Annotated in this window: 17 protein-coding genes, 1 other RNA gene and 1 pseudogene; 13 read left to right on the top strand and 6 right to left on the bottom strand. The window is 34.1% G+C overall.

What is annotated here, in order from left to right:
• Positions 1-74 precede the first annotated feature (74 nt).
• The 7 genes from ffs (at position 75) to dnaN (ending at position 6,073) form a co-directional block, all read left to right on the top strand.
• An RNA gene (ffs, locus tag EJB00_RS00185) (signal recognition particle sRNA small type) lies at positions 75-173 on the top strand.
• A 15-nt stretch (positions 174-188) separates the two neighbouring features.
• A complete protein-coding gene (gene dnaX, locus EJB00_RS00180) occupies positions 189-1,772 on the top strand; it encodes a DNA polymerase III subunit gamma/tau (protein WP_015588154.1) in 1,584 nt (527 codons plus the stop codon).
• Positions 1,773-1,793: 21 nt separating this feature from the next.
• Positions 1,794-2,108 (top strand): YbaB/EbfC family nucleoid-associated protein, encoded by a 315-nt coding sequence (locus EJB00_RS00175; protein ID WP_006013488.1) that lies wholly within the window; start codon positions 1,794-1,796, stop codon positions 2,106-2,108.
• A gap of 336 nt (positions 2,109-2,444) precedes the next feature.
• Entirely contained in the window at positions 2,445-3,131 is a 687-nt protein-coding gene (locus EJB00_RS00170; RefSeq protein WP_135352769.1) for a P44/Msp2 family outer membrane protein, read from the top strand.
• A 283-nt stretch (positions 3,132-3,414) separates the two neighbouring features.
• Positions 3,415-4,308, top strand: a complete 894-nt coding sequence (locus tag EJB00_RS00165) for an RNA polymerase factor sigma-32 (RefSeq protein WP_015588157.1) — start codon at positions 3,415-3,417, stop codon at positions 4,306-4,308.
• Positions 4,301-4,798 (top strand): invasion associated locus B family protein, encoded by a 498-nt coding sequence (locus tag EJB00_RS00160; RefSeq protein WP_015588158.1) that lies wholly within the window; start codon positions 4,301-4,303, stop codon positions 4,796-4,798. Before EJB00_RS00165 ends, EJB00_RS00160 begins: the two co-directional genes overlap by 8 nt.
• Positions 4,799-4,909: 111 nt before the next feature.
• On the top strand, positions 4,910-6,073 hold the full coding sequence (gene dnaN, locus EJB00_RS00155; protein WP_135352768.1) for a DNA polymerase III subunit beta: 1,164 nt from the start codon (positions 4,910-4,912) through the stop codon (positions 6,071-6,073).
• Between the two features lies 1 nt (position 6,074).
• Here the strand turns inward: dnaN and truA are convergent, their stop codons facing one another.
• Entirely contained in the window at positions 6,075-6,812 is a 738-nt protein-coding gene (gene truA / locus EJB00_RS00150) for a tRNA pseudouridine(38-40) synthase TruA (protein ID WP_015588160.1), read from the bottom strand.
• A 119-nt stretch (positions 6,813-6,931) separates the two neighbouring features.
• Between truA and recA the strand changes: the two genes are divergently transcribed.
• Positions 6,932-7,999 (top strand): recombinase RecA, encoded by a 1,068-nt coding sequence (gene recA / locus EJB00_RS00145; protein WP_015588161.1) that lies wholly within the window; start codon positions 6,932-6,934, stop codon positions 7,997-7,999.
• 34 nt (positions 8,000-8,033) lie between these two features.
• Here recA and pth read toward each other — a convergent pair whose 3' ends face one another.
• Positions 8,034-8,597: an aminoacyl-tRNA hydrolase gene (pth, locus tag EJB00_RS00140; protein WP_015588162.1), complete on the bottom strand. Its 564-nt coding sequence runs from the start codon at positions 8,595-8,597 to the stop codon at positions 8,034-8,036.
• On the bottom strand, positions 8,597-9,208 hold the full coding sequence (locus EJB00_RS00135) for a 50S ribosomal protein L25/general stress protein Ctc (protein WP_015588163.1): 612 nt from the start codon (positions 9,206-9,208) through the stop codon (positions 8,597-8,599). Before EJB00_RS00135 ends, pth begins: the two co-directional genes overlap by 1 nt.
• Before the next feature lie 142 nt (positions 9,209-9,350).
• Here EJB00_RS00135 and EJB00_RS00130 point away from each other — a divergent pair, with 142 nt between their 5' ends.
• Complete coding sequence (locus tag EJB00_RS00130; protein WP_135352767.1) at positions 9,351-9,650, top strand: ETC complex I subunit; 300 nt, start codon at positions 9,351-9,353, stop codon at positions 9,648-9,650.
• A gap of 992 nt (positions 9,651-10,642) precedes the next feature.
• Here the strand turns inward: EJB00_RS00130 and rsmH are convergent.
• Complete coding sequence (gene rsmH / locus EJB00_RS00120; RefSeq protein ID WP_135352766.1) at positions 10,643-11,581, bottom strand: 16S rRNA (cytosine(1402)-N(4))-methyltransferase RsmH; 939 nt, start codon at positions 11,579-11,581, stop codon at positions 10,643-10,645.
• 205 nt (positions 11,582-11,786) lie between these two features.
• Here rsmH and EJB00_RS00115 point away from each other — a divergent pair, with 205 nt between their 5' ends.
• The gene (locus tag EJB00_RS00115) at positions 11,787-12,998 is read left to right on the top strand and encodes an MFS transporter (protein ID WP_135352765.1); all 1,212 of its coding nucleotides are present in this window, start codon (positions 11,787-11,789) and stop codon (positions 12,996-12,998) included.
• A gap of 30 nt (positions 12,999-13,028) precedes the next feature.
• Here EJB00_RS00115 and map read toward each other — a convergent pair.
• Positions 13,029-13,826 (bottom strand): annotated as a pseudogene (gene map / locus EJB00_RS00110) (type I methionyl aminopeptidase); the annotation flags it as partial.
• A gap of 103 nt (positions 13,827-13,929) precedes the next feature.
• On the bottom strand, positions 13,930-15,168 hold the full coding sequence (ftsA, locus tag EJB00_RS00105; RefSeq protein WP_015588168.1) for a cell division protein FtsA: 1,239 nt from the start codon (positions 15,166-15,168) through the stop codon (positions 13,930-13,932).
• Positions 15,169-15,298: 130 nt separating this feature from the next.
• On the opposite strand from ftsA, the gene def reads away from it, so the two are divergent.
• The 3 genes from def (at position 15,299) to EJB00_RS00090 (ending at position 17,584) form a co-directional block, all read left to right on the top strand.
• Entirely contained in the window at positions 15,299-15,838 is a 540-nt protein-coding gene (gene def, locus EJB00_RS00100; RefSeq protein ID WP_135352763.1) for a peptide deformylase, read from the top strand.
• Complete coding sequence (locus EJB00_RS00095) at positions 15,828-16,610, top strand: uracil-DNA glycosylase (protein WP_135352762.1); 783 nt, start codon at positions 15,828-15,830, stop codon at positions 16,608-16,610. Before def ends, EJB00_RS00095 begins: the two co-directional genes overlap by 11 nt.
• 446 nt (positions 16,611-17,056) lie before the next feature.
• The gene (locus EJB00_RS00090) at positions 17,057-17,584 is read left to right on the top strand and encodes a demethoxyubiquinone hydroxylase family protein (RefSeq protein ID WP_015588171.1); all 528 of its coding nucleotides are present in this window, start codon (positions 17,057-17,059) and stop codon (positions 17,582-17,584) included.
• The last annotated feature ends 48 nt before the right edge of the window (positions 17,585-17,632 follow it).

Genomic DNA, 17,632 nt, shown 5'->3' with positions numbered 1-17,632 from the left:
GCAAAAAGTCTAACATATAAATTATAAGATTAATATAGAATATACCTTGCTAAAAAAAAAAAAAAGTATAACCTTTTATAAGGTATGCAGGCAAAAATTCTGTAACTTGGTCAGGTCAGAAATGAAGCAACCATATCAGAATCTTTTTGGGTTGCATACCTATTTGTACTATTTGTTTTATCTAGGCTATGAACATAGCATTAAAATATCGTCCTAGTAGCTTTAAAGATTTAGTAGGTCAAGATATATTGGTGCGTATACTAGAAAATGCTTTTACTCTCAACAAAATTCCACAATCTATACTGCTTTCTGGTAGCAGTGGAATTGGTAAAACTACCACTGCAAGAATAATAGCTTTATGTTTGAATTGCTCATTGGGACCAACTTTTGAACCTTGTGGATCATGTACAAGTTGTCTGGCAATAAAAAATTCAAGCCATCCAGATGTAGTTGAAATCGATGCGGCAAGTCACACTAGTGTTGAGGATGTTAGAGCGATCTTGGGAGATATTTGCTATTTACCAATAAGTTCTAAATTTAAAGTTTACATTATAGATGAAGTACACATGTTATCCAGTAATGCATTTAATGCATTACTTAAAACTCTAGAAGAACCACCATCTAGTGTAAAGTTTATTCTAGCAACTACAGAAATAAAAAAGATACCAATAACTGTTATTGCACGTTGTCAAAGGTTTGACTTACATAACATTCCTTCAGCTAAGATAATGGAGCGTTTAAATGATATTGCACAAAAAGAAAATTATTTTCTTGAAAAAGAAGCATCGGAATTAATTGCGCACCACTGTAGCAATTCAATGCGTAACGCTTTATTTTTGATGAATCAAGCAGTGCTATATAGCAAAGATGGTACAATATCCACTCAAAGTGTTACAGACATACTTGGTCTAGTAGATAGAAACGTTATATTTGATCTACTGGAAGCAGTATTAGATAGTGATTTACAGAAGGCTTTGTTAGTATTCGACAATGTGGTAAAAACAGCAAATCCGCTCAATATTTTTGAAGATCTACTGCAAACAATCCAGTTAATATGCCGTTTTTTAATTACAAAAGAGATTGATACAGAATATGAGAAGAGCAGAGTAAAAGATTTGAGTGCAAAAAAGTCTTTAATATTTTTTTCGAGATTGTGGAAGGTGCTGCTTAAGGGTATTCAAGATATAAAGGTTTCAACATGCAATGAAATTGCCGCTGAAATGATATTAATTAGCCTTTGTTATCTTTCTGATTTGCCTTCTCCGGAACAGGTGATCAAAAAAATTCTTTCACAGAATGTAGAGCAAGGAAATAGAAAGGGCAGACCTGGTGCACCTTCCCCCTCTGTCATCCAAATAGCTGACTACTCGGATCCAAAAAAATATGTGGAAAAACCCCACTCTGTCATCCCAGTGCGTGACACTGGGATCCATGTGAAAAATAAACAACAAAATTACGATTTTGATAAGATTTTGCAACTATTAAGGCGGAGTAACCAAATTTATCTTTACAAACAACTGTGTAGTAATCTACAATTAATAGATTGTAAATTTGGGTATTTAAAATTAAAAGCTGTATCTAACTTGAACAGTAATTTTTGTAATGACTTGAAAAGTTACTTAAATCAAGCTACTAATCAGGAGTGGGTTATTATAGTTGATACGAGTTATATGAATAGGGAAGTGAGTAATTTAAATTATGCACCTGCAGTTAAGGATATATTAAATACGTTTAAAGGTGCAAAGGTAGTTAATATAGAAAATAAGGAGTAGGTTGTGGATTTCAGTCAAATAATGAAGCAAGCGCAAGAAATGCAAAAAAAGCTTGCGGAAGCCCAAGAAAAATATATTGGAAAAGAGTTTCAAGGTATTTCTGGTGGTGGCAAAGTTTCTGTATTAGTGGAAGTTATAAAAATAGGTGGCTATAAAGCTAAAAAGGTAAACATAGACTTAGAGCTTATGAGAAATGAAGAAAAAGACATAGTAGAAGATTTAGTGACAGCAGCGTTTAATGATGCCATTAAAAAAGCAGAAGAAGATATGGCAAATGCAACCTCTGATCTTGCAGGTATGATGGGGTTACCACCTGGATTTAAACTTCCTTTTTAAATTTATTACTGAAGTTTGCCTTAATGCAGTAACTAAGTGTTTTCCTTTTATACTAGTACTTCCATGAAGTACATTCATATTACTGCATGAATATGAAGCAATTCACAATGATGAATGCAGATCAGAAGATAAAAAGACATTAGTGAAATAGGTGTCAGAAGATCAAGAGTAAAAAAAGTAGAGTAACTCTATTTATTAATTAATAAAATCTTTGTATTTTCCTAAAAGTTAGTTAAGATACAGAAGGTTTTGTGTTATTAAGTTAGCACTTGACTTAACTTTAGTTATTATTTAGACTGCTAAAGTGGAATTTTAATTTTTTTAACGAGGGCAATTATGCATTATAAAAAGTTTTTTTCGGCAGCTGCTTTAGTGACGTTGCTAAGCCTATCAAACTCTGCTTTTTCATCAGACCCTATTGGTCCAATAAGTGATGAAGAAACTAGCTACTATGTTCGTTTGCAATATAATGGTGAAGTTTTACCTTTTAAAACAAGAATTGACGGCATTGAATATAAAAAAGGAACCGAAGTTCATGATCCTTTAAAAGCATCTTTTATGGCTGGTGGTGCTGCATTTGGTTATAAAATGGACGATATCAGGGTTGATGTTGAGGGACTTTACTCACAACTAAACAAAAACGACGTTAGTGGTGCAACATTTACTCCAACAACTGTTGCAAACAGTGTGGCAGCATTTTCAGGATTGGTTAACGTTTATTACGATATAGCGATTGAAGATATGCCTATCACTCCATACGTTGGTGTTGGTGTTGGTGCAGCATATATCAGCAATCCTTCAGAAGCTAGTGCAGTTAAAGATCAAAAAGAATTTGGTTTTGCTTATCAAGCAAAAGCTGGTGTTAGTTATGATGTAACCCCAGAAATCAAGCTTTATGCTGGTGCTCGTTATTTTGGTTCTTATGGTGCTAGTTTTAATAAAGAAGCAGTATCAGCTACTAAAGAGATCAATGTCCTTTACAGCGCTGTTGGTGCAGAAGCTGGAGTAGCGTTTAATTTCTAGTCTGTTTCAGTCTTGTCATCCCAGTGAGTTTTTCTTGTCATTCAAGTAGCATGACACTGGGATCTAGAAAAAAGAAATGTGGATTCCAGTGTTTGAGCACTGGAATAACACATTATTTATTTAATGTAGTTTTTATCGTTACACGCTAGCAATTTTAATGCTACATTTAGGTAGCTGTTGTTAAGATCTCAACTAGATATAAAGTTATGCTTTTTTAATTAAAGCTTGAGTTTTTTGCTGAAAATCAATATATTATATACATGGAGTTTTAATTTAAGTTGTTATGTTGGCCCCAGTAGCAAATTTATGTGTTAATAGTAGCACTAATCTCATGCAATATATTGCTGAAGTGCGAAAATTTCCTATGCTTTCCCAAGAAGAGGAAGTGCGATTAGCAAAAAATTGGCAAGAATACCAGGATATTTCTTCTGCTCACAGGTTGATTACTAGCCATTTGAATTTGGTAGTAAAAATTGCAATGAAATTTAAGAATTACGGTCTATTGTTGATGGACCTGGTCATGGAAGGAAATATGGGTTTAATGCATGCAGTGAAAAAGTTCAATCCCGATTTAGGGTTTCGTTTTTCAACTTATGCAGTATGGTGGATTGAAGCTTCAATGAAAGACTTTATATTAAAATCTTGGTCGCTTGTAAAAATAGGTACAACGCAAGCACAAAGGAGATTGTTTTTTAGTTTACGTAAAATAAAAAAAAGAATTTTACAATACACAAACAGAGAAACTTTGAGTAACGAAGAAATAAAAGCAATATCAAATGAGCTTTCTGTATCTGAAGAAGATGTTGTACAAATGAACTATCGTTTGGCTTGTAAGGATCAGTCGTTAAATAATTGTATAAAAATAGGTGATGATTCTAAAAAGGAGCTACAAGACATGATTCCATGTAATTCAATTAGCCAAGAAGTGACTTATCAGAATCATGAAGAGAAAACATTAAAAGAAAAAATTTTAAGCAATGCACTGGCAAGTCTTAACGAAAGATCAAGGGACATTTTTATTAACAGATATTTGTCTGAGAATACTCAAACTTTGGATGAGCTTAGCAAAAAATATTGTGTTTCAAGAGAAAGAATAAGACAGTTGGCTGAGCAAGCGATGAGTAAGGTAAAACAACATATAAAATCAGAGAGTTTGAAATTTGGTTTGCATGCGTAGTCTTTTCGTATTTCTAATATTTTTTTCAATAGGCACTATTGCATCGATTAGTAACGTGCAACTGAGTGAAAAATATAAAGATTGGCTTGTGTATACTGCATTGGAAGATGGTGAAAAAGTGTGTTACATTGTATCCTACCCTAAGAAAAAAAGTGAACACTATACAGCAGATCGCAAGCCGTATGTAATGGTCAGTTACGTTGATAAAAAAGCAGATGAAGTAAGCGTCACTTCTGGCTTTCAGTATAATAATGAGCCTGTAGTTCTCAATGTTGACAAGAAAGCTGAATATCAATTACCGGTAATACAGAGAAATTTTGCGTGGTCAGAAAATACAAAAACAGACCAAGATTTAATTCTAAAAATGAAGCAGGGATTATCAATGGTAGTTAATGGAAAAGTAAAAACAGCAAATGTTGATGATACTTATTCCTTGCTTGGATTTCAAAAAGCGTACCAAAAAATGCATGATTTATGCCATACAAAGTAGATTATTGATCGCTAAAGTATAAGATAGGCTATTTTATCTCTCAGATAAAAATATGAATAGCACTTTACATAGAATATGAATATCATTTAAAATATACTTTTGAGAATTGGTATGTCAGAAATTGTGGATGAAAGGCAAGCGGTAGTTGCAGATAAAAAGCAAGCTATATGTGAGCAAATGCGTTTTAGCGTTGGCCGCCCAAGTCTTTTAAATACGCTATCCAGAGTGAGCGGGGTGGTTGAAAGACGAAACGCGATAGATGTTTTAGCGTGTATAAATATCAAAGCACAACATGGCAGCATAAAGCTAAAGGCTACCGATCTTGACATTTCAATATTTGCCTCACTTGCTGCAAATGTATCAGCAGAAGGAGAAGTAAAAATCTCAGCACATACTTTACATGACATAGTGAAGAAGTTGCCAACTGATTTGGATGTCCATTTCGAAATGAATAATCAAGGAAAATTATTGATATCCTGTGGAAATGCAAATTTTTCTTTACCGAACGTAGTTTCAAATAACTTTCCTGTCCTTGAAGAAGGTGATCATCAATACGATTTCACTCTACTAAGTGCAGATTTGGTAGACTTATTGACTAAAACGAAGTTTGCTGTGTCGCTAGATGATACAAGGTATAATTTAAATGGGATATATCTGCATACAGACGAGCAATTTCTGTACTGTGTTGCAACTGATGGCCATCGTTTATCACGTATAAAAAGGCCTAAACCTGAAGATATCAGCGGTGAATTTGGGGTGATTATTCCACGTAAAACTATCATGGAACTGTTGAAAGTATTGGGTGATTGTAATGAGATTAATATAAAGCTTTCAGATAGAAAAATCAAATTTACATGTGGTGAATATGTTCTAATATCAAAATTGATAGATGGGACTTTTCCAGATTACAAAGCTGTTATCCCGACGTCTCAAGATAAACAAATGATTGTTGAGAGTAGTAAGCTTGCTAGTGTTATAGACCGAGTTTCCGTTGTTGTGTCCGATAAAATAAAATCAATTAAATTTTCATTGCAAGAGAATTTATTAACTCTACATTCAAATTCCCAAGAGTGCAGTGATGCGACTGAGTCTATAGAGGTGGATTACGATGGAGCTCTTATGGAAGTAGGATTTAATTCTCGTTATTTGCTTGATGCTTTATCTTGTATAAAAAACAAATGTAAGGTCAGCTTATCAGATGGTAATAGTGCTACAATTATCACTGATGAAGATGATCCAAGTGCACTATACATAGTGATGCCAATGAGGACTTAAGCTAGTAATCTATCTTTATTAAGTATAAGCCGTAAGGCGGTGCTGTGATTCCAGCGGCGTTTCTTTTGCATTGACTTAATATATTTAACATTTCTTGTGGATTAGTTCTATTTTTTCCAAATTCAACTAAAGTGCCAACAATAATCCTCACTTGGTTATGTAAAAAGGAAATCGCAGATATTTTGATGTATATATGACTTTCACTTTGTACTATATCAATGTCATCGATTGTTCTTACTGGATTTGTGGCTTGACAGTCTTTTGAGCAGAAACTTGAAAGATTATGTTTTCCAAGCAGGTGTTTGGCAGCTTCACGCATGATATTTACGTCGAGTGGATTAAACACTTGCCACACATAACCAGTTTCCAGAGCTGTGGGAGCATAGCGATTAATTATTCTATATTCATAATATCTTTTTTTTGCTGAGAAGCGTGCATGAAATGCATCATCTACAAGTTCTGCACCAAGCACAACTATAGGAATCGCTTTTAAGTGGTAATTTATTCCATTTCTTATTCTATAAAGCTCAAATTGCCTTTCCATATCAAAATGGGCAACTTGCTCTAAAGCATGAACCCCTGCGTCAGTCCTGCCACCACAATGCAAAGAGACTCTCTCGCCACTGAAGTTAAATATAGCGTTTTCTATAGTCTCTTGAATTGAGTTAGCAGAGTGTTGTTGTTTCTGCCAGCCAAAAAAACTACTACCATTGTATTCTATCGTTATTTTGTATCGCACTACAAAGTCTATCTATCTTAATATAATTTAGTTCACTAACGTTCTTCGTTATTAAAAAACCCTTGGCAGATTGTTTGCGTTCAATTACCATGGAAGTTATATAAGTTAATAAATGATCCATGGCAAACAACTCAGAAGAAAGAAATAATGATAAGCAAAAAGCACTAGATAATGCAATAAGCCAAATTGAAAAAGCATTCGGTAAAGGTGCAATAATGAAGCTGAAGCAAAATCCTGTAGAAAAAATAGACACAATATCTACAGGGTCGATTGCACTTGATTCAGCTCTGGGTGTTGGGGGATTGCCAAAGGGACGTATAATTGAGATATTTGGCCCTGAGAGTTCTGGTAAAACTACCCTTGCTTTGCATGTAATTGCTGAAGCACAGAAAAAAGGAGGATTATGTGCATTTATCGATGCGGAGCACGCACTGGATGTTATATATGCTCGTAAACTTGGAGTAAACACCGATGATTTGGTGATTTCACAACCAGACACTGGGGAACAAGCGTTACATATCGTTGAGTATTTAGTATGTTCTGGTGCAGTTGATGTGATAGTTATTGACTCTGTTGCAGCATTAACTCCAAGAGCTGAAATTGAAGGAGATATGGGCGATCAGCACATGGGACTACAAGCAAGACTTCTAAGTCATGGGCTCAGGAAGCTCACCTCTGCAGTTTCAAAAGCAAACTGTATATTGATATTCATTAACCAAATTCGCATGAAAATAGGAGTAGTATATGGAAATCCTGAAACTACCACTGGTGGGAATGCGTTGAAATTCTATACTTCTATAAGACTTGATATAAGAAAAATTGGTGCAATAAAGGATAAAGAGAATATTACGGGTAATGAAACGAGAGTTAAAGTTGTAAAAAATAAAGTTGCTCCTCCATTTAGAGAAGCAAAATTTGATATAATGTACAATGAAGGCATATCAAAACTTGGGGAAATAATAGATATAGGAGCAAAACTTAATGTGCTTGAAAAGGCAGGTGCTTATTATTCATATAACAATACGCGTCTTGGGCAAGGAAAGGAAAATGTAAAAAATTATCTCAAGACAAACAAAGAAATTGCAAATGAAATAGAAGGAAAAATCAGAGATTTATTTAAAAATCACGATGATTCTATTGCAATAGAAGAGGAACGCGAACAACTTCTAGAAGAATCAGTATTCTAATCTAGATTAGTTTGTATTGAGCAGTATTCGTTTGCTATACTAAAGTTTCACTCTCAATTGAGTTGATAAAAGCTACGTTATCTCCTTGCAGCATTAAGTGTATATTTTTTGCTATTTTTTCCACTAAGAGGATAACATTATCAAAATTTTCAAATTTTGATAATACATAATCTGCTAAGCTTTTCTGACCTTCAGGTCTACCCACTCCAAATCTCAAACGCCAATAATCGTTACCAATAAAGCTATCTATAGACTTCAGTCCATTATGTCCGGCTGAGCTACCGCCTTTTTTTATTTTTATTCTTCCGAATTTTAAGTCAGCATCATCATGTATGACAACAATGTTGTCTAGCGATAATTTGTAAAAATTTTTTATTTTTGCAACAGGAATGCCTGAATTATTCATAAACGAATAAGGCTTTATCAGTATGGTTTTATTATTATTAATTATGCCTGAGGTTATCAAGTAATCAGCTTTCTTAGAAAATGACTGAAAATTCCAATACTTGCAAATTGCATCAATAACTATGAAGCCAATATTATGATGAGTTAACTCATATTGACTACCAGGATTACCAAGCCCAGCTATTAAATGCACTACTCCTCTGTTTTTGTTTGAGACTCTTCAACATCACTATCAGCAGCAGAAATTGTCACAATGGTGAAATTTTCTTCCTCATGAGCTACAAACTTAACACCTTCTGGTAATTTTATATCATTGATATGTATAGACTGACCGATCATTTTGCCAGACAAATCAATTTCTATGACTTGAGGTATTTTCTCAGGAGAGCATTTGACAGTAATAGAACGACACAAAACATTAAGCACTCCACCTAATTTGATTCCTGGTGATTTACTTTCATTGATGAATGATAAAGGTATATCTATTTTAATTTCACTACCTTTATCAACAAATTGAAAATCAACATGTTGCACAGTATCTTTTACTACATGCCATTGAATATCACGAACAAGAGCATATTCTTTTTTCCCTGAAATATCTAGTTCTATTAAATGTGCAGAAAGAGCACCTGATTTATATTGTTTAGTAAATTCCTTTGCAGACAATGTCAAATTTACGTTATCATGCCCTTTACCATATATAACTGCAGGTATACTTCCCTTCTCCCTCAGAGCCTGCATCGCTTTCTTTTTTTTTACATCACGTAACTCTGCATTAATTGTTACCATTTCTTGCCGTGCCATTGATTACTCCTATTCAGCTAATCCTTTTTATATAATTTAATAATATAACATAAAAATATTTATTTCAAACTTCATTCTTTCACACTAATTTTTTGTGGAAAAATTTATTTAGATATATACTTAAGATTACGTAGTAAGGACTATGAGTATTGACGATCAAGTAGTTTTTAAGATTTATAAGCCAACAAAAACTGCAACACAATCTGGTTTGGGTAATACAAAATTCTGGCACCTAAAAATTGAGCCTTGTTCTTACTATATTGAACCTTTGATGGGGTGGTTTGGATCAAAAGATCCCCAAAAACAGATTGTATTAAAGTTTGATTCTCTTGAAAAAGCAATATCTTACGCAAAGAAACACAACACAAAGTACACAATTGAAATGCCAAAAGATGTTAAAAGACTGCCAAAATCTTATGCAAATAATTTTATACTAAAGTAAATTTTATTGTAGTATGTTTACCTAAAAGCTTAAATCTAAGAACATATCTTGAAAGGACTTAAGTGGTTAAGCATATATTAAAGAGTTCTTGCAGTAAGGAGAGCACGCTCATACGTCAAGCAAATAATGTTTACCTAAAATTCTTTGACATTCGCAGCTTTCTTGGCAATCATATCCCATTTTCAGTAAACAGTGATTCTTCTATATATTAGAAAAATTTTTATTTTAATTAGCGTTAAACAATAGGCGCCTATTGGTTTTTAGCTAAAGTAAAAGTCAAATATCTGGAATTCTGGACATAAAATCCTCCTGTGTAAAAAAGATTAGAAAAAAATGCAGTGCACATACGACAGAGATTAAGTATACGTGTATACACTGAAGAAGACACACTACATTTTTAATGAATTTGATTGTTTAATAGAAAAAATCTGCAGACAAAGATAGATTTTGAGCTCTTAAAATATCTCTAACTGTAATTATAATCAGATTTGAAATATGCGCAAGCAATTTTTCATGTTAATATTTCAAATTAGGCCTCTTGCATAACTATATTAAAGGTTAGCACTCCCTCATTATATATTTTATTGCATTAATAATTGTTATCTCCCCTTGTGCAACATTTGGCCTTGTCACTGACATCACTCGTTACCCTCCTATTTTTTGCTTACCTCATCTTATTTTTTTCCCTTTCAAGATAGGTTCTAATTGTTATTCTGGGTTTTAAGTTGTGCTAACACACTACAGAGAGTCGAATTTGGCTAGCTAGTATCAAAGGGTTATTTTTTAGGTATTTCTCCGTAAGACTGCAAGTTTTTTTAGATTACTCAAATAACTCCATTCTGCTTGTAGAACTTTTATGTTGCTTTGTACTAAATCAATTTTACGTTTTATTTGTGTTAGCTATTTATTTAGTGATTGGACATATAATTTTACCTTAAATAATCCTACAATACTAAGAAAAAACACAATTATTGAAATGATACAGAAGGTCCTCATGATAGCCTTTGTATAGCTCTGAGTTTTGCTGAACGCGCGCGTGGATTTACATTTATTTCTTCTGAACTTGCTTTGATCACTTTTTTATTTAAAAGGGAGAATGTTTTAGTAGATCCTGGTTCACATAAATCTTTAAAAACAGTTTTGACTATACGATCTTCTAAAGAATGAAAAGTAACTACAATTAATTTGCCGTTCTCACTTAAAATCTCAGATGCAGCTTTAATACCCTTTTCAAGCTCTCCTAGCTCATCATTTACCCATATTCTGATTGCCTGAAATGTCCTAGTTGCAGGGTCAATCTTGCTTTTTCCACGAAACACTACAGAACGTACAATATCCGCAAGTTCAAATGTAGTTTTGATAATTTTCTTCTTCCGCGCATTTACTATCGCTCTTGCGATTCTGCGGGAATGACGCTCACCCCCATAATTATATATAGTGTTCGCAATCTCTTCTTCACGTAAAGCGTTAACAAATGTCGAAGCATTCATATGAGAATAGTTATCCATGCTCATGTTAAGTGGGCCATCACGTAGAAATGAGAATCCTCTATCTCCATTATCAAGCTGCATAGATGAAACTCCAACGTCGAAAACTATTCCATCCACTCCACTTGATGTCATTCCAGCGCGTGACCAGTTATCTTTTTTCTGGATCCCAGCTGGGATGACAGAAGATTTATTCAGTATACTTTTAATATTACTAAATTTCTCAATAAATAGATTTATTCTATCAGGGTATTTAACGTTCAGATCATCATAAAATTTGGTAACTGTTTCATCCCTATCAATTGCATACACTTTGCAATCAGCGGATTCCAATATTGCTTTGCTATATCCTCCAGCTCCAAACGTGGCATCCACATATATACCACCACTGTGTGGTGACAATTGCAGTAGCATCTCTTTTAACAAAACTGGAATATGTGTCATATCAAGAGACTTTGTGCACTTAAATTAAAATAACTTTCTCGCCAAAAAATATATGGAAATATATAGGTATAGTATAAGAATATTTAAATATAATCAACGATATAAAAATTTAATAAGATAATATTATTAATATAACATTTACATGATTCACGTTTGAAAAAGTAAGTAATATTACTATAATATCAAACAAATTACGGAAGATTTTGTGCGACAAATAACAAAAGTAATACTATCAAGTTTAATTTGTAACACTTTGTTGTGGTATGATCACATGCTTTTCAGCCATCTAATAAGCATAATCGGAGATGTGTTTTTTCCATCAGACGACAAATTAGTCAGCATACTTAAAGCTTTTGGAGTGTTTGCAGCGGGTTTCTTAATAAGACCAATTGGTGCTGCTATATTTGGCCACATTGGCGATAAATATGGAAGAAGGATTGCTCTATTTCTCTCTATCATATTGATGACTCTATCAACCGTACTTATTGCATTTGTTCCAGGGTATCAGAACATTGGGGTACTCGCATCAGTACTGGTGGTATGTTTAAGATTATTGCAGGGTATATCTCTTGGAGGAGAGGCAGGAAATGCCCCATTTTTAATAGAGCATGCTCCTAAAAATAAAAGAGGATTCTTTGGCAGTATTGAAGTATTGAGCGCAATTCTTGGCTCAATATTAAGTCTTATAGTGGTGCTTATATGCAAAAAAGTATCCGATTTTGAATCTTGGGGATGGAGATTGCCTTTTATTTTCAGTTTTGTAATAGGATTAATCAGTATATATATGAGATATATACTCGATGAAAGCCCAGAATATAAAAAGCAGGAAAAGCCACATGAATTACCGTTAAAAGAACTGTTAAATGGCTATAAAAAACCTTTTCTAATATCAATTGGAGTTGACATAGTTGAGAATGCATCTCTTTACATATATTTAGTGTTTTTTAATCTACTTGCATCAACAATAAACACTCACTTTAATCACGCAGTAGAAATATTGAATCAGGTTGCACTTGGAGGATTGACTATACTATTTGCAATACTTTCTGATAAGGTAGGGAGAGAAAGAGTCATGAAATTTGCATTTGTGACTTTTATAGTAGTAAGTTATCCAGTTTTTTCAATGATACTAAGTGGTAATAATTTGCTCACCATAATGGCGCACGTTCTTTTTATAATCCCAATAGCTGCTTCTCTTGGTCCTGTTAGCGCGTTTATGTGTGAATTATTCCCAATAAAGGTACGATACAGTGGATTTGGTTTATCAAGAAATATAGCTTCGGGATTTTTTGGTGGTCTTGCACCATTTATATGCACAACTATTATCAAAGTTACAGGACAAGGAACTTTAGCAAGTTTTTACATGATTTTCTGTGCACTAATTGGGTTAGTTGCTATATCACAAGTTAAGAGTTAGATTTTTTCAAAAACCAAGTGTTTAAAAAATCTAATCATAAGGTGGAAAATGCCAATTTTTAGGTGATAGTGTAAATATTTCAACTCCATCTTTTGTGACTCCAAGCGTATGCTCAAATTGTGCAGAAAGTGAAAGATCACGTGTTGTCACTGTCCAGCCATCTAGCTTGCTGAGCAGAGTTTCATGTTTTCCAGCATTGATCATTGGTTCTACCGTAAAAAACATGCCTTCTTTTAAGATAAGATCCTCACCTTCATCATAAAAATGTACAACATTTGGTGGAGCATGAAAAACCTTTCCTATGCCATGTCCACAATAATTGCGTACGATAGAATATCCAAAATCTTCAATATATTTTTCTATAGCAAATCCTATTTCATTTAACTTATTGCCAGGCTTAACTTGTTTTATCGCTTCCATTAGCACATTGTAGGCAGCATTACACAAACGCTTTGCTTTTATTGAGGGTTTACCAGTCCAAAACATGCGACTTGTATCACCATACCAGCCATTTAAAATTACTGTAACGTCAATATTTAAAATATCTCCATCTTTAAGAGGTTTATCATCAGGAATACCATGACATACAACAGCATTTTTCGAAGTACAAATTGATTTCGGATATCCCTTATAATTCAGTGGTGCTGGAATTGCACCTGCATTGATTATAAAATCATGACATAGATCATTTAATTCATTAGTTGTTAAGCCTACTTTGACGTATGGTGCAATAAAATCAAGGGTTTCAGCTGCAAGCCTGCCAGCTTTACGCATAAAGTCAAAATCTTCTTGTGAATGTATAGTGATGTTCATGTTTCTTACGTTTTTATTGTAATTTTCTGCTTCTCTTACGGATACATCAGTGTAATAATACTATAAAAATAAGCTCCTAGATCAAGCCATTTGTATATTAAGAGATAAAGACAAAAATCTAGACTGTGACTTTTGATTTAACCCAATGGTATAACTTACTTATTTTGCCATCGTGATCAAGCATTCCAGAATTATTTCTATAAAAGGTGTCAACTATTAGCTTTATAGAGCCTAAAGCAGCAGAAAATACAGGATTTTTGTCGTATTCGCCATCAAGACCACTACACGACTCAGGATACCCAATACGGACCTGTTTATTAAATATATGGCTAGCAATCTCTTTAATGCTTGCCAAATAGCTAGTACCACCTGTGATGACTACTTTGTTGATTAGATTTTTCTGCTCCTGAAATTGGTCTCTTATCAGTTCAAGTATTTCCTCAATCCTTGGTCTTATGATGTTAACAAGTTCAGATTTGAGCACTTGAGTCGATTCATCGCTTTCGTTACTTTGCACTGTGATGTATTCATTCTCATCTATTGAAGTTATGATAGTGCTACCGTATAGTATTTTTATGCGTTCAGCATGCTCTATACTTGTGCATAATCCATAAGCTATATCTCGGGTAATGTGAATGCCACCAATTGGAATGCTGCTTGTGTACACAAGTTTTCCTCTCTTAAAAATTCCAATTGCAGTGCATCCACCTCCTATGTCAACAACGGCAGTTCCTAGCTCTTTTTCATCTTTACTTAGACAGGCAAGGCCTGCAGAATATGCAGAAGCAACACAACCAGCCATACTTATCCCACTATTATTAGTTATACAATTTTCGATATTGGTAAGCGCTGGACGCGAAGCAGTGACAACATTAACATCAGCAGACAATCTTTTTCCATATAATCCACTGACCTCCTTTATGTCAGTCATATCATCTAAGTGATATTTAAGTGGTATATTGTGAATTATAACATTTTCTTCGATATATTTCTCAAATGTCTGAAAGACTACACGTTTTATGTCTCGGTCTAAAATTTCGTGATTAGCTGCAATTATTTCGTTATGTACGTTAAAAGAAGAAATCCCACATCCAGCCACATTCACATATATCTGGTCTATAGTCTCTTCTGATACTTGTTCAGCTAAACCTACAGTTGATGAAATAGAGTAACTTGCATGCTTTGCATCAGTTATTGATCCACCACTTATACCTTCTGCACTTTTATAACCCGTTCCTATTATTTTATAGCTAAGATTGCTATTAATCTTAACAATTAGACAAATAATCTTTGTTGTGCCTATATCTAAAACAGCAAAGATATTTCTTTTTGGCTTTACTATTACCGCAGAATACATTGATTGACCTTATTACACAATTTCATTTAAATTGCAGCTCCCTTCAATAATTTATATTTCTATTATAAATGTAGCAACATTTTAATATACCTAGACAAAAAGAAAAATAAAACACAGAATTACAATTTTTATGTCTAAGTTACCAATTGTAATTGCCCCTGACGAAAGATTAACTACACGCGCCAGTGAAGTAACAGATATAACCGATAAAATTAAAGAATTAGTAAATGACATGTTCGAAACTATGTACGATGCAGAAGGTCTTGGTCTTGCTGCAGTACAAGTTGGAGTGCTGAAGAGAATTTTTGTCATGGACGTTCAGCCAGAAAAGGCTGGAGATGAGCTAGTAGGGTATGATTCAGTTGGCAAGTTTTGTATGATTAACCCTGAAATTAAGGAATTATCTGATGAACAAGTCATTATGAGTGAAGGATGTCTTTCAATTCCGGAGCAAAGCCATGAAATCAAGCGTCCAAAATATTTAACTGTAAAATATAAAAACTTAAATAACGAAGAACAGACGCTAAAAGCTAGTGGTTGGCTTGCAAGGTGTATTCAGCATGAATTGGATCACTTAAATGGTATATTATACATTAGACATTTATCTAGGTTGAAGTATGATTTGGCTATGAAAAAAGCACAAAAGGTTAAGAGGCACTATGAGCAATGAAGATCTAGAATTGTTGAAGTTCTATCATGAAGTGGGAGTTGATTGCACACTAACTGAAAGTGAAGAGGAAAAAAAAATGGAAAATGAGAGAGCTGCACAATCTTCTGTCATCGAGCAGAAAAAAGAACAACAAACCATGTTCCCAAGTGACTGGATCATTGAAGCAAGGAAGCTTGCAAGTGAATGTAGTAGTGTAGACGAACTAAGAAGTGCAGTTAAGTCATTTGAGGGTTGTGAAATAAAAAAAACTGCAACTAATACTGTTTTTTCTGATGGTAATCCGAATGCAAAAATCATGCTTATTGGTGAAGCACCAGGAGCAAATGAAGACCTGAAAGGCATACCATTTTGTGGTGCAAGCGGAATGCTGCTCGATAAGATGCTCGGTGCAATTAGTCTGGACCGCACTAAGGTGTATATAAGCAATGCGGTATTTTGGCGTCCACCTGGTAACAGAAAGCCAACTGATCTGGAGCTTGATATGTGCAGACCATTTGTTGAGAAGCACATTGCTCTTATTTTACCGCAAATTCTGATTTTTGTCGGAGGAATTGCATGTTATAGCCTTCTTGATAACACAAAGACTATATCGAACTTGCGTGGCAGATTTCATACTTATACTAACCAATATTTATCTCATTCAATTACTACAGCCGCTATATTTCATCCAGCCTATCTACTTCGTCAACCAGCACAAAAACGCTTAGCTTGGGAAGATTTGAAGAAGATTAGGGAGTATCTTGATAACACCAATAACTACACGGATGTTTAGCTTACTACTCGTTATCATCTTAGTACCGGCTAATTGAATTAAATATTGAAAAATCTACTAAACAGAGAAAAAGGCAAAAGAAAATCTATCAGCTACTACCTATTTTTTTAATTGGCGTTTTTTATTGTGTTAAATCCTTTGATAAGCGCATTTTGGCTTATGTGGGTAAAAGTTTTATAAAGACATAGAGTGCACATAGTGCAAAAAATTAAACATCAAGTATATTGAGCTTTTTGTCGTTTTATCTGCACAGACTGAAGATAAATAATATATCTTCACCCTTATTTTAAGGAGAATGGCGGAGTCCGTCAAGTAACTCTTGCTGTTGCTATAGCTGCTTGAGTTCCTGTAATCACAATGTTGGTGCAATGCACGCATGGAATTTTATTTACTCTATAATATGTTGGTTTATAGTAGTACTAATGCAGAAATAAAGGGAGGAGACATTGGAAAGCAATATAAAAAAATTGAAAGGAAATTTTTTAGAACAAGCAATTAGAGTAAATCATGCTGGCGAATATGGAGCCATTTGTATTTATTCTGGTCAAAAATTTATTCTTAAAAAATCTTCCATAATTGACAAAATAATTGAAATGGAGGAGCAGGAAAAAAAACATTTCCACTATTTTAATGAGAAAATCAAGGAGCAAAGAGTTCGTCCTACTGTTTTGTTGCCAATTTGGCGTGCTTTAGGGGTGTCACTTGGTGTTGTAACTGCTATGATGGGTAAAAAAGCCGCTATGGCTTGCACTGCTGCAGTTGAAGAAGTGATCGGAGAGCACTACAAGGAGCAAGTCTTACATTTAGAATATGGGGAATTAAGAGAAACCATAAGTAAGTTTCGTGATGAGGAGTTAGAACACAGAGATATTGCAATTCAGCACAATGCCGAAAGCGCACTTGGCTACAACGTTTTATCTTTGTTCATAAAAACAAGCTGCAAAGCTGCTATTTACCTCTCTAAATTGATTTAATCAATCACTATTTGACAACCAACCACAGTTGCCTTTAGTTCTTGTGCT

The sequence above is a fragment of the Wolbachia endosymbiont of Drosophila mauritiana genome (assembly GCF_004795975.1).
Classification (GTDB): Bacteria; Pseudomonadota; Alphaproteobacteria; order Rickettsiales; family Anaplasmataceae; genus Wolbachia.
This window is presented reverse-complemented; position numbering and strand designations above follow the sequence as displayed.